Origin of the sequence: Paenibacillus sp. NPDC057934 (assembly GCF_042887565.1) — a bacterium.
In the GTDB taxonomy this organism is placed as follows: Bacteria; Bacillota; Bacilli; order Paenibacillales; family Paenibacillaceae; genus Paenibacillus_AQ.
This window is the reverse complement of the sequence record NZ_JBHVPB010000001.1, coordinates 890,442-910,857: the sequence shown is the minus strand read 5'-3', so window position 1 is coordinate 910,857 and position 20,416 is coordinate 890,442. Positions and strand designations below refer to the sequence as shown.

21 protein-coding genes are annotated in these 20,416 nt (G+C 44.4%); 3 read left to right on the top strand and 18 right to left on the bottom strand.

Annotated elements, in window-relative coordinates:
- Positions 1-244: 244 nt before the first annotated feature.
- The 13 genes from ACFVRY_RS04350 to ACFVRY_RS04290 all read right to left on the bottom strand — a co-directional run bounded on the left by ACFVRY_RS04350 (position 245) and on the right by ACFVRY_RS04290 (position 13,992).
- A complete protein-coding gene (locus tag ACFVRY_RS04350) occupies positions 245-1,969 on the bottom strand; it encodes a bifunctional metallophosphatase/5'-nucleotidase (RefSeq protein ID WP_387497641.1) in 1,725 nt (574 codons plus the stop codon).
- Positions 1,970-1,997: 28 nt separating this feature from the next.
- On the bottom strand, positions 1,998-2,828 hold the full coding sequence (locus ACFVRY_RS04345) for a carbohydrate ABC transporter permease (RefSeq protein WP_387497639.1): 831 nt from the start codon (positions 2,826-2,828) through the stop codon (positions 1,998-2,000).
- A gap of 10 nt (positions 2,829-2,838) precedes the next feature.
- Complete coding sequence (locus ACFVRY_RS04340) at positions 2,839-3,723, bottom strand: carbohydrate ABC transporter permease (protein ID WP_387497637.1); 885 nt, start codon at positions 3,721-3,723, stop codon at positions 2,839-2,841.
- A 121-nt stretch (positions 3,724-3,844) separates the two neighbouring features.
- Positions 3,845-5,146: an ABC transporter substrate-binding protein gene (locus ACFVRY_RS04335; protein ID WP_387497635.1), complete on the bottom strand. Its 1,302-nt coding sequence runs from the start codon at positions 5,144-5,146 to the stop codon at positions 3,845-3,847.
- A 301-nt stretch (positions 5,147-5,447) separates the two neighbouring features.
- Complete coding sequence (locus ACFVRY_RS04330) at positions 5,448-6,260, bottom strand: response regulator (protein ID WP_387497633.1); 813 nt, start codon at positions 6,258-6,260, stop codon at positions 5,448-5,450.
- Between the two features lie 9 nt (positions 6,261-6,269).
- Positions 6,270-8,078, bottom strand: coding sequence for a cache domain-containing sensor histidine kinase (locus tag ACFVRY_RS04325; RefSeq protein ID WP_387497631.1), 1,809 nt, complete (start codon positions 8,076-8,078; stop codon positions 6,270-6,272).
- A gap of 131 nt (positions 8,079-8,209) precedes the next feature.
- The gene (locus ACFVRY_RS04320) at positions 8,210-9,556 is read right to left on the bottom strand and encodes a metal-dependent hydrolase family protein (RefSeq protein WP_387497629.1); all 1,347 of its coding nucleotides are present in this window, start codon (positions 9,554-9,556) and stop codon (positions 8,210-8,212) included.
- A 137-nt stretch (positions 9,557-9,693) separates the two neighbouring features.
- The gene (locus ACFVRY_RS04315; RefSeq protein WP_387497627.1) at positions 9,694-10,302 is read right to left on the bottom strand and encodes a TetR/AcrR family transcriptional regulator; all 609 of its coding nucleotides are present in this window, start codon (positions 10,300-10,302) and stop codon (positions 9,694-9,696) included.
- Between the two features lie 262 nt (positions 10,303-10,564).
- A complete protein-coding gene (locus ACFVRY_RS04310) occupies positions 10,565-11,017 on the bottom strand; it encodes an SRPBCC family protein (protein ID WP_387497625.1) in 453 nt (150 codons plus the stop codon).
- Positions 11,018-11,031: 14 nt separating this feature from the next.
- Positions 11,032-11,370: an ArsR/SmtB family transcription factor gene (locus ACFVRY_RS04305; RefSeq protein ID WP_066366735.1), complete on the bottom strand. Its 339-nt coding sequence runs from the start codon at positions 11,368-11,370 to the stop codon at positions 11,032-11,034.
- 148 nt (positions 11,371-11,518) lie between these two features.
- Entirely contained in the window at positions 11,519-12,157 is a 639-nt protein-coding gene (locus tag ACFVRY_RS04300; RefSeq protein WP_387497623.1) for an FMN-dependent NADH-azoreductase, read from the bottom strand.
- Positions 12,158-12,396: 239 nt separating this feature from the next.
- The gene (locus ACFVRY_RS04295) at positions 12,397-12,768 is read right to left on the bottom strand and encodes an iron chaperone (protein WP_387497621.1); all 372 of its coding nucleotides are present in this window, start codon (positions 12,766-12,768) and stop codon (positions 12,397-12,399) included.
- Positions 12,769-13,197: 429 nt separating this feature from the next.
- Complete coding sequence (locus ACFVRY_RS04290; protein WP_387497619.1) at positions 13,198-13,992, bottom strand: hypothetical protein; 795 nt, start codon at positions 13,990-13,992, stop codon at positions 13,198-13,200.
- Positions 13,993-14,228: 236 nt separating this feature from the next.
- On the opposite strand from ACFVRY_RS04290, the gene ACFVRY_RS04285 reads away from it, so the two are divergent.
- A complete protein-coding gene (locus ACFVRY_RS04285) occupies positions 14,229-14,900 on the top strand; it encodes a stalk domain-containing protein (protein ID WP_387497617.1) in 672 nt (223 codons plus the stop codon).
- Between the two features lie 152 nt (positions 14,901-15,052).
- On the opposite strand, the gene ACFVRY_RS04280 is transcribed toward ACFVRY_RS04285, so the two are convergent.
- From ACFVRY_RS04280 to ACFVRY_RS04265, 4 genes are all read right to left on the bottom strand, one after another.
- Positions 15,053-15,589, bottom strand: coding sequence for a GNAT family N-acetyltransferase (locus ACFVRY_RS04280; RefSeq protein WP_387497769.1), 537 nt, complete (start codon positions 15,587-15,589; stop codon positions 15,053-15,055).
- Between the two features lie 27 nt (positions 15,590-15,616).
- Positions 15,617-16,060 (bottom strand): hypothetical protein, encoded by a 444-nt coding sequence (locus tag ACFVRY_RS04275; RefSeq protein ID WP_387497615.1) that lies wholly within the window; start codon positions 16,058-16,060, stop codon positions 15,617-15,619.
- Between the two features lie 16 nt (positions 16,061-16,076).
- Positions 16,077-16,385, bottom strand: a complete 309-nt coding sequence (locus ACFVRY_RS04270; protein ID WP_387497613.1) for a hypothetical protein — start codon at positions 16,383-16,385, stop codon at positions 16,077-16,079.
- Between the two features lie 590 nt (positions 16,386-16,975).
- Positions 16,976-17,743 carry an S-layer homology domain-containing protein gene (locus ACFVRY_RS04265; RefSeq protein ID WP_175371027.1) on the bottom strand — a complete coding sequence of 256 codons (768 nt, stop codon included), beginning with the start codon at positions 17,741-17,743 and terminating at the stop codon, positions 16,976-16,978.
- Positions 17,744-18,156: 413 nt separating this feature from the next.
- On the opposite strand from ACFVRY_RS04265, the gene ACFVRY_RS04260 reads away from it, so the two are divergent.
- Entirely contained in the window at positions 18,157-18,738 is a 582-nt protein-coding gene (locus ACFVRY_RS04260) for a TetR/AcrR family transcriptional regulator (protein ID WP_387497611.1), read from the top strand.
- Positions 18,739-18,762: 24 nt separating this feature from the next.
- On the top strand, positions 18,763-19,389 hold the full coding sequence (locus ACFVRY_RS04255) for an HXXEE domain-containing protein (RefSeq protein ID WP_387497609.1): 627 nt from the start codon (positions 18,763-18,765) through the stop codon (positions 19,387-19,389).
- Between the two features lie 86 nt (positions 19,390-19,475).
- On the opposite strand, the gene ACFVRY_RS04250 is transcribed toward ACFVRY_RS04255, so the two are convergent.
- A complete protein-coding gene (locus ACFVRY_RS04250) occupies positions 19,476-20,408 on the bottom strand; it encodes a sugar phosphate isomerase/epimerase family protein (RefSeq protein WP_387497607.1) in 933 nt (310 codons plus the stop codon).
- Positions 20,409-20,416: the final 8 nt, after the last annotated feature.

Sequence of the window (20,416 nt, the reverse complement as noted above, 5' to 3'; positions counted from 1 at the left end):
TAGAACATACCTGTCCATAGCATTGAGTACGAAAGCGATGATAATGATGAGAATTCATAACAGAGTGTATGAACAAAGACATCGGAAAACGAACCCTTCATAATAATAAAGAGTGCTTCAGTCTTGCTCATACGTTATTAGGTTGAAATCACCCTTTTACTTCTGTCAGGAACACCGTCATCATCACTGTATTTATCCCACCGATCATATATTTTATTCCATTATAAACCATTTTCTATAAAAATCAAGAAAGCCATCCCGCTTCCAGCAACTCATTAACATTAAGTGACTTATCGTACGGAGAATCAAGCTTGCCTTCGTTGACGAGTCTAATGACTTCGTCCCGGTAGGGGCTGCTTAAATCGATCCCTACAATTGACCAATTATTGTCGACTTCGGGAGATAGCGTTTGATGTTCCCGTACATAGTCCACAAGGCAATCACGGATGCTGCAAGATGACTCCCAATGCTTCTTAGCACTCACTAATTTAGATGCTTTCAGTAGACTACTGTACCGATAATTGTTGACCGCGAGCTGTAGCTCATCCGTATCCGCAAGTGGACGGCCTTGGAACATGACATTAACGATGCGCTCTCCAGCGGGCTTCGACAGGTCGATACCGTAATTGATACCGGCAAATAGGTCATAGAGGTAGCTTGGCACTTCCGGGTCGAAGCTGATCGAAAGATCTCCTTCTTTCCATTGATTATAATGTGCCGCAGAGATTTCCATGTAAGCCTTCAATTCTTTGCCGGTCACAGTAACGATGTAGAGTAGATTATCGAAGGGATAGACGCTAAATAGATTCGCGTAGCTAATGTTTCCTTGCTTTAAATCTGCCTTATCCGAAAAAAGAGTCGTCGAGATTACGTCAGCACCGCTGCACTGAAGCATCGCCTTCTGGATCAGCTTGATGACAGCCGTATCTCTTAGCTTCCATTCCGGAACTCCCCTAATCTCTTCTTGCGGCTGGAAGTTAGCTGTTGCTTGACCCAGAATGCCTCCGCTCGGCAAGGAAGATGAAGCGCCTCCTCCATTTTCAATGAAACGAATCGTCTCTTCATGTGCCTCCCGGAAGAGTTCCCGGAAATCGGGGTCTGGCGGGTAAGCTCCCATATCTACAATTGAGACTTCGCGTGTGACGATTCTCGGCTGTTCGCCGTCCAGCTCTATGGTAAGATCGAAGCGGACGACTTCACGGCCTAGGTTACGCGGACCTCCGATGATCGTATCGCCGATTCTATCCTTGACAGGAATGTGCATATGCCCGACCACCAGCACATCCGTATTCGGGACGAGCGTGGCAATACGTTCAGCGGAATCGGAGCCTCCTTCTACATCGAACTCCGCGACCATTCCAGCATGGGCGCTAACAATGATGATGTCTGCTAATCCCTCAGCTTTGAGCGATGCCACCAGATCGAGCGCTGTTTCGGCCATAGGGCCAAAACACAGATCACTTACCTTCTCTCCGTCCCATCTCGGGATATTCGGATTCGTCAGCCCGATGATCGCCACCTTAATACCGTGTATCTCCACGATGGTATAAGGTTCCGCGAACGGTTCTCCATTGTTGTACCATGCGTTGGCTGCCAGGACGGGGAAATTCAGCTCCTTGATGCTTTTCCGAACTAAACCAAGTCCGAAGTTGAAGTCGTGATTACCTAAAGTCATAGCAGCATATCCCATCGCATTGAGCGCTTCTGACACCGGATGCTTTACATCCGGCCGCTTGTTGTACACATCGTCGGTCAGGATATTCCCCTGGTACAAATCGCCATTATCGATCAAAATGACCTCTGCACCGCTCCCCCTCACCTCCCGAACATAAGTTGCAACTCTCGTCATCCCATCATTGGATGTCTCCGCACCGTCTTCGTAGCGATATCCCCAAATATTGCCGTGGAGATCGGAGGTGGCAAGAATAGCGATGTTGACGGTGTTTCCTTTTCCACTTGACTTAGCCATAACGTTCTCGTTCTCCATTCCTCTACATTTACTTTAGAATTGAACCTGCTGTAAAACTCTTCTCCATCTGTTCACTGAATAACACGTAGGCCAGGATGATCGGGATCGTGGAAATAACCATGGCAGCCGCCAGTGGACCCCAACTGATGCTGTACTGTCCGCTGAAATTCATCAGACCCAGCGGCAGCGTCCGCAGCGTATCCTTTTGAATAAAGGTAGCCGCCATCAGCAGCTCGTTCCATACGGCCAGAAATACGAAGATGGCGACCGAAGCGAGCGGCGGCTTCAGAAGCGGCAGCACTACTTTGAAGAATGATTTCAAGACACCGCAACCATCCATAAAAGCGGCTTCCTCAAGCTCCTTGGGCATACTCCGTAAAAAAGCTGACAGGATATATACGCCGATTGGCAGATTGACTGCGATGTACGGCATAATGATAGACAATCTCGAGCTGAGAATGCCCAGATTTTTCAGAATCATAAAGAGCGGGATCAGGGTCGCGTGAATTGGCACCATAACGCCCATCAACAGGATAAACAGAATCAGGTTATTCCATCTGAATCTCATGCGAGTCACCGCATATGCCATCATAGATGACAACAATAACACGCAACAAAGCGTAACGATCGTAACGAGTACACTGTTGAAAAAGTATTGATTGACTTTGGCGCTTATCCACGCCTCGACGAAATTGTCAAAACGCCATACCTTGGGCAGCGCCCACACGGCTTCGCCGATAATCTCTGAATTGTCTTTAAACGCACTTACAATAAGCCAGTAGAGCGGGAACAACTGGAGGACAGCTATGATGGACATTACGAAATAGAGACTGACTTTTTGAGTGGTCTTGAGCATCATCGGTCCTCCTTTAGTATTCGATTTTTTCTCGGGTCATGACCTTGTTGAGCACCCAGGCAATGACGAGGCATTCCAGTACCATAAAGACAGCCAGCGCGCTTCCGTATCCGAAATTTTGCTTCAGGAATGCTTCCTGAAACATCTTCAGTGCAATCATTGTCGTGGAATGAAGCGGCCCTCCATTCGTCATCACATACACACTTTCGAACGTTTTGAGTGCATAGATCACATTCAGGACGACGCATATCCGAATAACATCAGCAATTAGCGGCAGTGTAATGTGACGTACGGCGATCCAGCCTGTAGCGCCATCCAGCTTAGCTGCTTCGTAATACTGCTCCGGTATTCCCTGAATACCAGCGAACAGCATTAGCATATTGTAGCCAACATAATGCCAAGTGGTTACGATGAGGACAGACAGCAGTGCGGTACTGGTATCTCCAAGCCACGCCTGAGCCAGGCTCCCCAGCCCGATAGCTTCTAATAAATCGTTCAGCATGCCGACGTTTGGATCGTAAATTTTGACCCATAGCAAACTAACCATTGTCGTTGACATCACCACAGGGAAGAAATAAATGTTGCGGAACCATTTGCTCCCTTTTACTTTCCGGGATACCAGGAGGGCAAGGGCAAAGGAGATGGGCAACTGAATGAACACACCAACAGCAATAAAGGCGAGACTGTTCCAGACCGCTTTCCAGAAGCTCGTGTCTTTCGTGAACATTTGTACGAAGTTATCCAGTCCAATGAATGTCATCTCGTTGATGCCATCCCATTTTTGCAGACTGTAATAAGCCGTAATCAAAATAGGTACAAAATAAAAGGTCAAGAATATAATAAGGCCGGGCAATATAAACAAAGCGAGCATCTTTTTGCTTGATAGCGCCTTTTCCATGAGTGATCCACCTATCAGGTTATATAAAAAGCGATGCGGCCTGAAGCGACTGCACCGCTTTTTCCAGAATTTTTAACTCTTTGTAATGCAGAAGTGTCTTAGAGCTTGTCCAATACCGAACCTACTCCGTCTTGCGTAGTGTAGTTTCTAATTGAGTCGTAAATTGCTCTGCAGTCAACGCGGAACCATACAATTGTTGCGTCAAATCGCGATATTCCTGGCCGACAGCCGCTGGAACAAGACCGAACCAGATCGCTTGCGTTTTCTTGGTTTTACCGATATCCGTTGTATAAGCGGAGAGCTGTTCGTTCTGAGTCTCCGATTTCACATCACTTTTTGCATAGCCGGGCAGCCCTTTTCTAACAAACTCGTCATTAAGCTTCAGGGACATACGAACCGCAAATTCCTTGGCTTCTTCCACATTCTTCGAACTGTTGTTAGCAAACAGGGAATAAGGTGCTTTTTCATTCTGGAAACCGATTGTTGCACTGTATGGATCTTCCGCACCCGTCTTAGGGAATACGATGTACCCGAGGTCATCCCCCATCGCACTCGACAGAGACGAGAAGTTAAAGCTGCCATCCACCCACATTACAGCTTTATTGGTCTTGAACAATTCTTGCGCATCCAGATAAGCCGAGCCGAGGAATCCCTTCTGGAAGGCATTCGTGTCCACCAGCGTGCGAATCTTGTTGGCTGCTTCAACGAACGGTGCATCAGTAAACTTCGCTTGGCCGCCCATGGCATGATCAAATGCGTCTGCATTCTCACGCAAGACTAACATGTTGTACAAAAGATCACCCTGCCATCTTTCCTTGCCACCAAGAGCGATCGGAATCAGCCCTTTATCGTTAGCGGCTTTAACGATCGACTGGAGGTCATCCCATGTTGTAGGAGCAGACACCCCAAGCTTGTTAACCAGCTTTTTGTTATAGTAGAGAACCAGTGTCGTGCTGATGTTAGATGGAACGGAGTAAATGTTGCCATCCTCTTCTTTTACCAACCGATTGTCCAAAAATTTCGAACCGAGCCCCGTCGATTCCAACACATCGTTCAGCGGAGCGGCCGTCTTTAATTGCAACACCGGGGTCCGGAATGATAGTCCCGCATGCTGTTCGAATACATCCGGCAGTTCGTTCGCCGCAAGGGCTACGCTGATCTTTGTTTTGTACGTTTCATCCTGTATATACTCGTAATTCAGCTTAACACCCATTTCTGATGCAGCAGCTTCTGCAGAAGCCTGGAAGATAGGGTCTGTATCGAATGCCCAAAACGTTATCGTTTTGCTGCTGTCCGCTACCGCCGCATCTTTTGGCTGATTGTTTCCTGCTTTCTCCTCAGTTCCTGTTCCTCCGCAAGCCGTAAGCGCCATACTAACCAAAGAGACCGATACTGCCACCATGCCAAGCTTTTTACCAAACATCTGTCTTGGACCACCTTTCAAGGTTTAACGGATTTAAATTACAGGGATAATCTTAACAACACTTCAACGGGCGACGAATGGATAAATATTTGTTCCACCAGTAATTTTTTTAGGTATGTTACCATAGTTAACATAGGGTTTACATACTAGAAATATAAAGGCGAAAGTTTACCTGAAATTAATTCGTGGGTAACAAAGCTCTTTCATGAAACGCAGATATTTGGTTGGAAGCCATTAAATATTCCATATAAAAAACCCGGCAGAAATGCCGGGCTTTGGCAGCACATCATCCAGGCTCTCACTAGATAGGAACTGCGTTCACTTTATTCGGAGTGATTCCGAATTTCTTCTTAAAGCATTTGCTGAAGTAGAAAGGGTCGTTATAACCGACTTGATACGCTACGGTCGCAACCTTTGGCGGCTCGTCAGAAGGCCCTTGCCGCAATATTTCCATCGCTTTGCTCAGCCTAACATTCGTCACATACTCGACAAAGGACTCCCCGGCTTCCTTCTTGAAGGCATGACTTAAATAGCTGGGATTAACAAACAGAGCGTTGGCCGTGTGCTGAAGCGAGAGCTTCTCGTCGGCATATTGTTCTTTCACAAAAGCCATTGCATTCCTAATCAGTTGTTTTCCTCCGGCAGGCTGCTGTCCCTCTTCCGGCGCGGGTGTATAGCCAGCCTCTTTTTTTAAACGGTCAATATAACGAAGCTCCTCCCACTTCTCAGTCAGCTGCGCACGGATCTTCAAAAGCGCTGTTTCAAGCACTTCCTCGTCGATCGGCTTCAATAAGTAGTAGTCTGCTCCGAGCGAAATCGCCGTTTGCGCATACCCAAACACATCGTAGCTTGTGATAAACATCAGCTTCGCGGACGACTGCATGCCACGGATCGCCTTCACGAAATCGAGACCGTTCATTTGTGGCATCTCAATATCCGTAATAATGAGGTCAATCCCTTGCTCCTCAATCATCTTCAGGGCCATTACGCCATCTTCTGCCTCAGCAGCCACCTCGAAGCCGAGACGACCCCAGTCGATGAGATTAATCAATAACTGCCTAAAATAATATTCATCATCCACGATCAGGACGCGTCCTATCGGTGGTGTATTCATATCTATTCGTCAACCTCCTTTTGCTTCAATGGCCTTCAGGATCAGCGGCAGCCGGACCAGCACCTTCACTCCCTGGCCGGGTTCAGAGAAGATCGTAATGCCGTAAGGCTCGCCGAAACGCAGTCTGATCCGGTCCTGGATATTTTTCAGTCCGAAGCTATACAGTTCCTCGTCCCCGCTGTTCGACCAGATCTGCCGCTCTTGCTCCGCGCTCATCCCCTTGCCATTATCACGTACGACGAAGCAAAGATGTTTCTGTTCTCCGTCCTGCTCCATAAACCCGAGAATTTCACATAAACCTCCACCCGGCATCATTCTGATGCCATGTTGAATGGCATTCTCGACGAGCGGCTGCAGCAACATTGTCGGCACCATGCAAGTGCTGATGGTGGGGTCAAACTGAATGCGGTACTGCAGCCGGCTGAAGCGGATTTGCTGAATGTACAAATAACTCTTCAGATGCTTCTCTTCTTGCGCTACGCTAATAAGCTCCTGTCCGTTACTAAGAGAGATACGGAAGAAGTCGCCGAGCGCCTTCAGCATGTTACTTATTTCCTTGGCATTGGCCATGACCGCCATAGAACGTATCGTTTCCAGCGTGTTATACAAAAAATGAGGTTTGATCTGCGAGTACAAGAGCCTTAGCTCCAGAAGCCGCTGTTTCTTCGCTTCATCTTCAACTCGATATACCAAATCCTGGATGCGATCAACCATTTCATTGAACGTTGTGCCAAGCTGGCTGAATTCATCCTGTGTTTCAACTGGGGCACGCGTATTGAGATTCCCGGCCCCCACTTCGACAATGGCCTTGCTCAATCGGATCAGGGGCCGAGTTAGAAGACGGGAAAAGACGGTGGAAAGTCCGATGGCCGTTAAAATACTGATGAGGGCAAAGACGATCATTAACAGTGTGATTTTCCAATAGCCCTGCGTCAACGTCGAGGTCGGAACCAGATGGATAACCTTCCAGCCATAAGGCTCAAGCTTTTGGAATGACACCAGATACTCTTGCCCTTCTACATCAAAGATTTGGCTGCCTTCATTGGTTCCATTCACCCATTCAGCATAAGAGTACCCTGTAATAGATTTACTCACCAATGCCTCTGCCGTAGAGGACAAAATGATTCCATCCGGATTGACTATTAATGTAGAATTCAGCTCATTCTGATCGTTATGGTACAACTGTGCGAGCATCCGCTCATCCATATTTACATATAGATAGCCAAGCGGCGTTCCTTTTTCCATGCTCTTGATCACTCGGCTCACGCTAATCATCTTCTTGTTCTTCGTACCCGATAGAAACGATGGGCGAAACGTATCCACCCAGACCGCCCCACCCCTTGCCGCGTCGATGGCTTCCTTCGGATAGACCGAGAGACTTTGCAGCGAAACATTCGTTAGGTTCGACGTATAATAAAGCTCACCTTTGTTGGATTCGATAATGACCGAGTCAATATTCGGTTCCGACTCCAGCATGGCAGCCAGCGTATTATATATCGATTTCAAACCAGCCCCGTCTGAGCTTGTCCCCTCTTTCTGGCTAAGTACGTTTTGAGTGGCTTGATTGATAAGCGCAAGCTTGGAAAAATTCTGCACAGAAAGAAGCGCGGTGCCCAGCGATTTCGCCATCAAGTTGACTTCTTGCTGCGAATTAGCAGCTGTTCTCTCTAGCGTCTGATTAAATACAACGCGGTAGATGTTGACCGTGAAGAAGACCAACGCTAGAGAGACAATAAGTATGTTGGTGATATTCATTTTTTGACGAAGCGACAAACTTCGCCGGGTACGGATCGGAGCGATGGCTGTAACCTCCTTCAAGCCAGGGAAGGAATTGATGATGCTGTCTTCCGTATGTAAATATAAAGGTGAAACATTATCTCAGTATTAAAAATAAAAAGAAGCCCGCCGTTATAACCGTGGGCTTCTCCAGTTCAATTCCAAAGTAGCGTTTATTGTTCTGAATATGAAGTACTGTCCCAAACCGTATCAAGCAATTCGTCCACTTCTTGAATTCTGGTCACTGATGGTGTTTGTATAAGATTGCCGTTGATCATAACCATAGCTACATTCGACAAAGCTTTTATGTTGTCCAATGGGTTGTGCTTCATTACGATTAAATCCGCCTGTTTGCCAATATCTATAGTTCCCGTTAGGTGATCGATTCCTAAAATTTCTGCATTTGATTTGGTTACTCGTTCAATGACCTGAGCTGTGTTCAGCTTCGTTTGACGTATAAGATGGTCCAACTCACGCCAAATATCATAGTGAGTGACAAAGGACATCGCGGCATCCGTGCCAACTCCAATTTTGATATCATGTTCTATAGCTTGTTGCAACCCCTTCAGCATAGAGTCATACACTAGCCGGGAATTTTCCTTAATGGTCGCGTTCAACTTCGTCAGGCTCGTGTCCAATTTCGCACTGGGATACCCTGCTTGTAATGTAGGGATCACGGCGGTGTAGCCCTTTAAGGCTTTGGGATTATTTTTGTACAGCTGTATAATCTCTTCATCCATCTCCGCACCGTGCTCAATCGTATCCACCCCACCCTTTAGCGCAATTCTCACGCCTTCAGTGCTTTCCACATGGGCAGCCACTCGAATGCCGATTTTATGGGCTTCTTCACAAATGGCAGCAACCTCTTCCTCCGTCATTTGCAAGCGGCCGGCTTCGCCGACCGTTTTAGCATCCGTAACCCCGCCTGTCACGCAGATTTTGATGAGGTCTACACCATTTTTAACATTAATTCGTACATTCCTTCTGGCTTCCCACGGAGAATCGCCAACCAAAGCCAAATAAGGTGCACCATGCCCGCCAGTTACACTCAGGAAATAACCGGACACCTGAAGGTTAGGTCCAACAAACTGGTTTGCTTTAATCTCGTCTCTCAACTTAACGTCGGTATAAAAAAACTCACCCACACTGCGCATCGTTGTTACACCAGAATGCAGTGCGGTCAGAGCATTTCGCTTCATCCTTTTCTTCAGTACGTTTCTGCCCAGTTTCGTATCCAAAATATGATGAAATGCAAACTTCAGCAGCCCTTCGTTAACAGATAGCGTAAATGGCTTGCCGTCGGCAAAAAGATGGACGTGTGCGTTGATCAGACCGGGCATGACATATTTCCCTGCTAAATCTATCGTTTCATAATCTTCTGGAATAACCACATCACTTGCCTTCCCGATCTTCTCTATAAGTCCCTTTTCATGGATTAGAATCGTCATATTTCTATCTATGCTTCTTCCTGCATCTCCATAAATAACATTGCAACTCTTAAATGCATAACCTCTCTTCATCCTTTGTTCCTCCTTTTTATAGTTACATCTCTCAATAGTGAATAATAAATTCATTTTTAGATTAAAAAAATAAGAGCTTCTTCGCTTCAAAATGTGCAAATCGGCCCTCAATTACAGTGCTGCTCCCTGCCTCAGCTTTATTCATTTATGCTTTTTATTCCTTGCAACCAGTATAGGCTCAGGGCCTCAAAGATCCGTTTCCTGCTATCATCACTCATTTCCCGCTTTAATAAATCCAAAACCATGTTGATGACATTTCTCGCGATGATGTTTAGTAAAATCAGGTTTTCTTCGGTTTCGATTTGATATCTTTTATAACTATTTTTCAAATAGGGCTTTTTAGTTTCGATCATCAGATCGATAAGCTCATTTCTAGCATTACTATATACAGTCCCTTTGTTCCTTTCAAAAATAATGACGATCTGCATACGGTATTGGGTTAATATGTTTACCTGCTCCTGGACGAGGGCCGATTTTTCCTCATTATTGACATCATCAAAAGAAATCTGATTATCAATCCGAATATTCTCCACTAGCACATGCTTCAAATAATCGACTAAAGACACAGGAACAACTGAATAGAACAACTCTTTTTTAGTTTTAAAATAAGTATAAATATTTCCGACAGAAATTTGGATTTCATCGGCAATATCATTCATTTTGGCGTCCGAGAAGCCTTTTCGGAAAAACACCTTTAAAGCAGCAGCTTCGATTTGCTGTTTCACTTCTTCTTTTTTTGACTGCATAGTGCCTCCCGTCATTAATAATGAATTTATCATTCGCTAATAATATAATTCAATTCGTTCGATATTTCAATCATTTGAGATTATCCCAGCAAGTCTTTTACTGCCCTCCCTCAATTTCATTCAGGAGTTCTGTGCTCTCCTGGGCATTGGTTGTTATTATAAAAAAAAAGCCCCACTGTTAAAAACGAGGGCTTCTCTCGAAACTGAATCGGCATTTTACCAGGATTCTTGGTGCAATACGAACTTGTCGTCCAACCTGGCTTTAGTTTACATAATTCAGCAAACCGTTTTCTAAATTGTTGTTCCAGTTATTATTATGCCTTTTCACAACATTCATCTTGGCGAATGCAGAATGTGTAATCACAAGCTCCGTTTGATTATCCTTTTCAACAAAATCAATGGTAACAAGCGTTTCCTCTGCATCGTCTCCTTCGTTCATCCACTTCCAAGTAAATGATAGCTTCTCATTCTGAACGATCTCGACGTACTGACCTTCTAAAGTGAAAACCATACCACCATTCGGAGCTTGCATATGAAAAAGGTATTTCCCGCCGACTGCAACGTTCATTATTTCAACGGTCGTCGTAAAACCTACCAGCCCCCACCACTGCTCTAACTGTTCTTTCTTCGTCCAAGCCAGGAACACTCTTTCCTTGCTGGCATTATAAACATGTTGAAGCGTAAGCACGTATTTTCCATTCAGCATTGTTATCATTAAGAGTGCCTCCGTCAGTCTTCTTTTGATTGATTGTCCAAAAAAAGCTCCAGGTTAGATAATTGGGGAGTCCAGAAGTTCCTGAGTTCCATTAACCACTCGTGCGCTTTATCCACAGTCTTTGGATTCAAATAATAATATCGGTATGTTCCTTCCTTCCGAATCGAAACTAAACCAGCCTTTTCTAACACCCTTAGATGTTTAGAGATCGCTGGCAATGACATTTCAAAAGGTTTCGCCAAATTCATAACGGTCATCTCTCCGACACCCAGACGTCTTAGAATTTCTCTTCTCGTCGGATCAGAGAGCACGTGGAAAACATTATCTAAAAGTTCATCATCATATTTAACCATATGTTTAACTCTATTCGGATTTCTAGCTATTGTCAAGAAGTTACATCTACAAAACTCTAATCAGGCAAACAGAGTGGTAGCACGAAAAAAAGCCGAGCGGTTCAGGAAACTAATCCTGAACCGCTCGGCTACGGTGTACAAAGGTTGATTAGAAGCTAGTGGCAACTTCGCGCGCTTGTTGGATCGCCTTTTCTTTAATCGCTGGCGCTTGATCGGGAGACTTAGCCATGCCTTCAACAAAGATGGCTTCAAAGCTAGGGATGCCAATGAACTTCATAATGGAGTCCAAGTAACGGTGGCCCATTTCAGAATCCGCATATATTGAGCCTGGGGACAATACGCTGCCGCTAGCTTGAATGTGAACAGCTTTTTTATCAGTCAGCAGGCCAATCGGACCTTTATCGGTATATCGGAACGTCTTGCCGGCAACACAGATCGCATCAATATATGCTTTCAACACAGGTGGAATAGAAAAGTTCCAGATCGGATTTACAAAAACATATTTATCGGCAGCCACAAATTGATCAACCAATTGCCCAAGACGACCTACTTTCGCTTGCTCAGCATCAGTCAATTCTGCAAAGGCAGTTCCTGCTCCCAGCTTGCCCCAGCCACTAAAAACATCAGCATCCAGTTGCGGAATATCCGATTTAAATAGATCCAGACGAATAACCTCATCAGTCGGATTGGCGGAGCGATATGCCTCTACGAATTCTTCTCCTACAGTCAAGCTATAAGATGCTTCCTGATTGTTCGGGTTTGCTGTGATATACAATACTGTCGCCATAATTAAATAACCTGCCTTCAATTAAATTTTGTTTGATTCTGAGAAAATAGTAACAACAATCATTATTAAACCATGTAGTTAATTAACCACATGATTAAATATAAAACAGCTTTTATCCACTGTCAAGTAGAAATACTCGAATTACACATCTTCCTATGGGGGGTTCCTGTTGCTTCTTATAAGTATAAAAATAAAAAAACTGCGATTTACGCAGCCTTTAAGAAATGACCTTAATTTATCTATTTCCGCCAAAACGTTGAACATTTCGCCTTATCCAAAATATTGAAATGTATCATTCTCTCAAGTAATGAGTAGTCTATCGGATGTTCCCACTTGATACGTAGCAACTGCTTGGTATGATCATAGCCAGCCTGCACAATGTCAGCAGAAAAGTGAGTAATCCCAGCAATTTCAGGAGCCACAGCCAAATGCTGTTTGGATACGCTAAAGCCTATAATATACGTGTCGTGATCGGTAAACATCGGTTGCTTCCACGCCACTTTTGGCACTAAATTCGGAAAAGTTTGAGTCACCCAATTCAACACTTCTTCCGTTCGTTCCCGATGCTCTGGGTTATCAATACTCGTTAAATATTCTGCAAAAACTTCCATGTATTTCCTCCTCCTAAATGTCGTTAGAGGTGTCCTCAAGCCCATTCCCTATCGACTATAATCTGTCCACTAGTGTAATACTTAACCCTTATTCTATCACATGGCCCTCTCCCATGCTTTGCAATTGCAATTGATAGCTAACTAAGCGTACTGTGCGCTGTCCGTTAGCAATAAGAGAAGAAGCAGTTGCCATTGGCAAGCTGCTCCTTCTTTTATTGCATGATCATATCCGATTACATCTAATATTTTCATGTGATCAACTGCTCTGCATAGATAATCTGCGTTGTTCACTAAATACTCTGGCATCCGCTAGGCCAAGAGCTTGTGTCAGTACAAATACGGTTTACTCAATCTAATAAAGTGTGCGTTTTCTTTCGATAACAATGCTCATCAGTTCCTTAGTTTATTTCGGCAGCTAAAAACGAGTGTTCACCCTTGATTACGATCGAATTTGCCGTGACCGCCTCGATTCACAAAAGTGCGATTTACAATCTCGCCCGCTTTTGTAGCCAAATTCGATTTTTGCTTATCATATTCGGCTTGTGTAATTTTACCGTCCGTTAGTTGCTTGTCCAGATTCGTTGTCAATTGCTTGCTCACGAGGTCAACCACTGTTTGCACTGCTACGCCCTTCTCGCCAGCAATTACTGCAAGTGATTTCCCTGCCTGTTCTGCCGTCTTCAGATCATTTTCTGTTATCCCGAGAAGTGTGGCAATCGCTGCATTGTCCAGCTTCGCGCGATTCCCGTGTTCTCCTTTGCCGGTAAATGTTCGATTAACAATCTCGCCCGCTTTTGTAGCCAATTTGTCTTTTTGCTTATCATATTCTGCTTGTGTAATTTTACCATCCGTTAGTTGCTTGTCCAGATTCGTTGTTAGTTGCTTGGTCACGAGGTCAACCACTGTTTGCACTGCTATGCCCTTCTCGCCAGCAATTACTGCAAGTGATTTCCCTGCCTGTTCTGCCGTCTTCAGATCCTTTTCTGTTATCCCGAGAAGTGTGGCAATCGCTGCATTGTCCAATCTAGCATGTGCGACACGTTCGCCGCCCCATCCAAAGCCTTTACCTTTCAACGTTCCATTAACCGGACTTTTCGTTGCTGATGTTGGATTCGGCGTAGTTTGAACGGTACTGGCTGCCAGAACATTTCCGGCTAGAAGTGTGCCACCACCTAACGTTACTGATAGTGCCAATACACTTGCTGCGATCAGTCTCTTCTTCATGTTCAGATCCTCCTGCGGTTGTTTTTTTGTGAGGTTACATCCGTATCATAAGGCTCTAATATGAAGACACCCTTAATCCCAACTGAAAGTTCGCTGAAGGTTTTAACCTATTTATTCACCACTACAACAATCCTACTAATCCTTCAAAAGAATAATATACTACGGTTACACTAGATGAAATTTTTCCCAGTAATAAACGTCTATTTCTGTATATATCAAGAAGAGGTGAAGCGCTAATGAAATCCCTGTCGAAAATTGTGCTGTGTACTGGCATCGGAGTATTGATTGCTATAGGCTCCGCTTATGCAGGATCAAAATTGAGTCTGTTTATTAATGGCCAGGAATATGTAACGAGCACACTGGACCTTCAAGTCAAAGATGGCAAGGTGCTTATTCCTATCGATCGTCTTGCAGAAGCCTTTAAAGGAAAAGCGGTCTATGATGCCGATAAGAATGAAGTTCAAGTGACGCTACCGGACTCCGCTCAACAAGCGGTTCAGATCAGACGTTTGGAAGCGGGGCTGGTTCCCACTACGGCCAAAGAAGCTTTAAATACATGGGTCAAAGGCATTCAGACTCGCAATGGCGCATTGCAATATGCTGTTTTCTCCCATGAACTACGTACCAAAACGAAGCAAGAATTCGAGTATTATTACTGGACAACAGGCGGTTCGAGCCCACACATGACTGAGATTGATAAGCTTAAAACAAAATCTCTGAATAAGACAACGACTCAGTTCTCATTCGACTATGGTCTCCGCTCTTCCAATTGGAAAGGCACTGGATCTGCGATTGTCACTGTACAGAAAAAGACATCCCAGGGCTATGAAGGTTGGTATATTACGAATATTAAAATGAAGGACCCCGGTGATACCGGTACTACGATTGGTGTCGAACCGTTTAAATAATGATCCCTGGCCTCCCTGCTATCAGCGGCAACTTGCTCTGGTCACAGGCACTTTACTTATAAATAGGTGTACACGGCAAAAAAAGGCCGATGTTTCTGTTGTCAGAAATATCGACCCTTTTACGTTATATTGATTTAAATGTTAGACTAGATTCAATCTGCAGGATTGATGATGGCCAAAACCTGATGATCTTCCCACAGTCCGTTGATCTTCACATTGCTTCGGGAGATGCCTTCTTTATGAAACCCGGCATTCTCAAGTACACGTATAGACCCAGGATTCCGGGGAGAGGCTTCCCCTGTGATCCGGTGGAACTTCAGCTCTTCGAATGCATAGCGTACCACCTGCTTCACAGCCTCGGTCATATAGCCTTTGCCGTTATAATCCCGGTCCAGGTTGTATCCGATCATGCAGCTTTGAAGCGAGCTACGCAACACAAAGGTCAGCCCTGCGCTACCAATAATGCGATCATCCTCCCTGTGGCATACCAAGAAGTCATATCGCTGATCCTCGTCTCTATCGGCCTTAGTCTTAATAATCTTCTCAAGCTGATATTCCTCTGTATAGAACTCCTCTGGAATGCTTGGCGAAAACTCCTCAAAAAACTCCCGATTACGCTTGTACAATGCTGCCAATTCTGCGGCATCCGCTTCTTCCGGGAAACGGACGTATACTTGCGGCTCTACCATCTGCATCATCCCCACAATTAATTGATATTATTTTAGCGGATAGATAAGTTGAACATTCTCTTGTGCAATCAATCCCTCGTACAGCGCATGGTTATGGTCAGCATCTACAATACATAGGATTCGTGCGTCTGGATTATCGTTGATTGCGTTTTTAATGCGTTGAATCATAATATGGTGTCTGCATACCCAGCGAACAGCATGTGATTCGGGATTGATTGTCTCTAACCATTGATATTTCTGCTTCGTTACATGATCGAATTCCAACGAATTAAATGGTATAACACTCGTTTTGGCTGCTGCAAGCTGTTGTTGCCACCATTGCTCTGACTGATCTTCTAATATCTCTAGTTGGGACGACTCTAAGTCTTTAAAAGGATCAAAATCCAGCCACACATCCAGTTCTACCCAATCGATTGGAACGAACTTGAATTGCTTCTCCTCGCATCGCCCTTCTATTGAGATTCGATACACGGGGGACTCCCTTAGATCACCCTTCAACTATATCTGCACGCAGATCCGTTGCAATCTCAATCATTTTGGGAACAATTGCTTCGTGTGAAATAGCTACGTATAAATCGCCCATGTAAAGACGGAAGGGAATTTCCACGTCCATCAGCTTCCATTTGAAAAAATCACCATCTATAGACATGGTACTTTCTGGTCCTTTAACAATAAGAACCTGTGAGTATGTAAAGTCAGGTTGAGAGGAGAAGTAGTCCTTGCACTCTTCCAAGGAGATGGTTTGCTCCACATTATTTTCTTGCATCGATCTGGTTAACCGAAAACGCTGATTCATTGCTAAGCCTCCAAGATTATTTTGTAATTATGCATGGATAGAACGTTGCTAATACTTTTCCAAGTAGGTAGCTCTGCCTCTATAAACTATGTCCAAGTGGCCACTTCCAAAGAGACCTCCATACCGTTGCAATATTTCTTCAAGATAACACCACCTCTGCCTTTTCAAGTACCTACTATACTTTAAAGTGCGTATTTCACGAGATGGTTCATAGCATCCATAATAGCATCTGTAACTGGTCATTGACTACTACTTCGAATCGTTATTCGTAGAAGCCGCCGGCAAATTGATATAACGGAAGGTTATTAACGAAAGGGAAAGCCGCCTTAAATTTTTAGCAAGCTAAACCATGCAATTATTATGAATGCTGACCAGTGCTCTTAATGGCTTCGTAATGCTGTCCTCCCCACTTGTCAGCTTTCGGTTATCGCGGAGAGGCTCCTTGATATGGCAAGAAGCGCAAAGCGCTGGATGAGATAGTCATCTGGGCATAAATCCTTCGCTTATAAAATAAGAGCCCGCGATTTCGCGGACTCAGAGCGCATAGAAAAGTAGGTTATTGAAGACCTGGTATCACATTCTCTTACAGGTCACTGAGTTGTGGCTTCGTACAAACGCTGTAGGATGGTAACCGCTTCAGCCCGTGTGACTAGCGATTTTGGGAAAAGGTATCCTTGATTAGCCGTAAGAACGCCCATTTGGGTCAGAGTGTAGAAAGCCTCAGCCTTTAGATCCTGAAAATCACCGTCATAGTAGAATTCTTCTCCGGTCTTGTCGATGTACAGTACCGGATAGTAGGCTGAGAAATTGTCATTGTAATTTGCCTGACGAACTTTAATATCCTTGAACTGCGAAGCTGCGGTGATCACTTCCTCAATCTCCGGATGGAGCGTCTGCTCGGTATAATCCGTCCGGATCGAAGAAATCATCATTACATCCCATCGGGTCAACGGTTTGTCCGGCTTGACATAGAATTGATAGTCAGGATATTTGCCCGCTAGACTTTCAGTGTACGGCCATATATAGTCCCCGTTGAATATTGCTGCAAAATCTTTATTGGCCCAGTGTTTACGCGCATCCACAAAATCTGAAGATTTGCCGGAGGAATAATTGATTTCTGGAAAAAGCTTGTGAAACATATGTACAAACTCTGCTTTCGTTATGGTTTTGCCTGGCTTGAAGGTTCCATCTGCATAACCGTTGACAACGCCCTTGTCGACCATCGAACGAATCGATTCGGCAGCCCATTCATATTTTGTCCCGTCCACATCGGGAAACGTATTTGCTGCGAATGCGGATGGACTGAACATCAGTGTAGCCGCAACCAGCGGGGTGATAAGCCACTTCTTTTTAAACACTTCATTGCCACTTCCTTTGAATAAAATCGAAATACAAAATAGTCCTTAAGACTCAAATCTATATCGGCATTCCTGTAGGAAAAGATTATACAAAAAAGAAAAATACTGTTTAACAGTGTTTTTGAAATCGGCAATCAACCATTAGAACTAATAAAGAATTAAACGGTATAACACTCGTTTTGGCTGCTGCAAGTTGCTGTTGCCACCTTTGCTCTGACTATTGTTTTGTAGTTCATAAAATAACATTTTCTCATTCCGGGAGCCCACTGTCAAAATCAAACTTGCAATCAGGAAAATAATTGCTATACTGAATTCAAACCTAAATTTAAATGACATTTAAAATATGATTTAAATTATCATTTGAATTGGTGTGAATCGTTTAATTTAAAGAAGCATACTTTGGAGGTTACACGATGGAAACAGACAAAAAACTGGAAACAAAAGAGAAGATTATGCGCGCCACACTGGAGTTAACCAAACAAGAAGGCTTTGAAAGTATCACCATCAAAAAAATTGCAGATGCCTCAAGCACGAATGTCGCCTTAGTGAACTATTACTTTGGGTCCAAAGAAAACTTGATTAACGAGTCTGTGAAGTTGATATTAAACAGCTTTCAGCATACCTTTGCGATCCTTGACGATTCCTCCCTGCCCGCACGGGCTAGATTGAGGCAATTCTTACTTGATTATTTGCAAGTTATCCGTCAATATCCAGAACTACTCTCTAGAATCATCCTTATGGGCAAGACTGTTTTCTCATCCCAGCATGAGTATGGATCATTTCTCAACTTATTGGGATTCCCCAAGGTCCAAAGGACTCTACAAGAGTTAACTAACGAACAGCAACCAGAACGCCTAATGACAATGACGACACAGATCTTCGGAGCACTTTTTCTTCCGGCACTCATGAGTCCTATTCTGGAAACAGGCGCTTCCGTGAAGGTTGCACCGATAGTGGAACAAATTGATGTGCTCTTTGACAGATACTTTCACTAAAAACCTTGGATTGGGGTGATTCAAATGAATTTCTTGAAAAAGTATTGGCAGGATTTAGGACTTATCATTGGAATTGTCGTATGCATTTATGTTGCAATGAATTGGGGCACGATTCCGCGGATTAACAGCATTTTGTGGTTGAGTTTCGTAGCGATCCTTCTACATCAATTTGAGGAATATCGCTGGCCAGGTTACTTTCCAGGCGTATTTAACACGGTTTTGTTTAAAAGTGAAGCCCCTGAGCGATATCCGTTAAATCAACAGTCGGCAATGATCATTAATGTGGTCATCGCCTATGTGTTTTACTTGCTCCCTCTATTCTTCCCATCGGTCATATGGCTGGGGATGGCGCCTGTTTTGATGGGTTTTTTCCAGATCATTTTCCATGGAATCGTCGCAAATATAAAAGCAAAAAAGATATACCATCCAGGCGTATTCACCGCGATCTTTGTACATTTACCAATTGGGATTTGGTATATCAATTACGTGTATGCGCAGCATTTAATAACCTTCACAGACTGGATTTGGAGCGCGATTTATTTTGCTGTAGCTGTCTATATTTTAATAGTGAAAGGAAATACGTGGCTAGAAAACAAAAACTCCATTCATCTATTTTCACAACAACAATTAGGGCCTTATCACAAAAAATAAATTCTACCTGTCCAAAAAAAACAAAGGTCCGCGAAATCGCGAACCTTTTGTTCTATGGATAATCAATGTATCTGGCACATAAACACTTACTTGGCCAAAAGCCTCCTCATGTCTTTCACAGCTTCCTGAAAATGAGGATATAGCCGGAATTCAATCTCCATATTTACGATACCTTGATACGGTTCTATCCACTGGAAAACTTCCTCATAAGGGATATCGCCCCAGCCTACAGGCAAATGCAAATCACCGTAACCATAAGGCAGATTGCTCATGTATGCTTTGGCATCGTATAGCTCCCCGAAGTTATCGTGTACATGCAGATGCTTCACATAAGGCAGCGCGGCTTCAATGGCTTTTTTGAAATCATAGTCGTAAGCCATGGAAGTCAGATAACAATGACCAACATCTAGCGTAATCCCTACATTGTCCAGTCCGACGTAGCGAACATGCTCCACCAACGTCTGCGGATTCATGCCGTAGGTGTAATCATTCTTAATATCGTACCAGATGTTGTTCTCTACTCCAATTGTAATGCCAGCGTCCTTGGCGATGCTCCCCAATCTACGCAGCTTCGTAGCATCCTCTTCAAGCAAGATCTGAAATAGCTCTTCCCTTGGCAATCGGCCATACGTCGGAAAATAATGCTGCATAAGATTATGATCCGTCAACTCCGCATAGGAGCTATGATACACGATGGTGTCCGCGCCAATCGCAGCTGACAACTCAATCCCTGCTTCGAAGACCCGTTCGTAATCATCGCCTTTGCTGCACGACAGTAAATTCAATTCATAGGGTAAATGCATCGTATATCCGAGCTCGTATTTATCCAGCACCTGACGCACTCTCTCCAGCCGTTTCTGGTGAACTCGGCCCCCGATTACTACATCAAGTCCATGCAAGATCAGCTCGGCATAATCGCACCCGGCGTCTGCAATATACCCCAGATGGCGTTCCAGCACCTCCAAATCTCCATTCACCATGTCTGCATTCAGACTGATCCCAATCCCTCTTGTGTTCATGCAGGTGC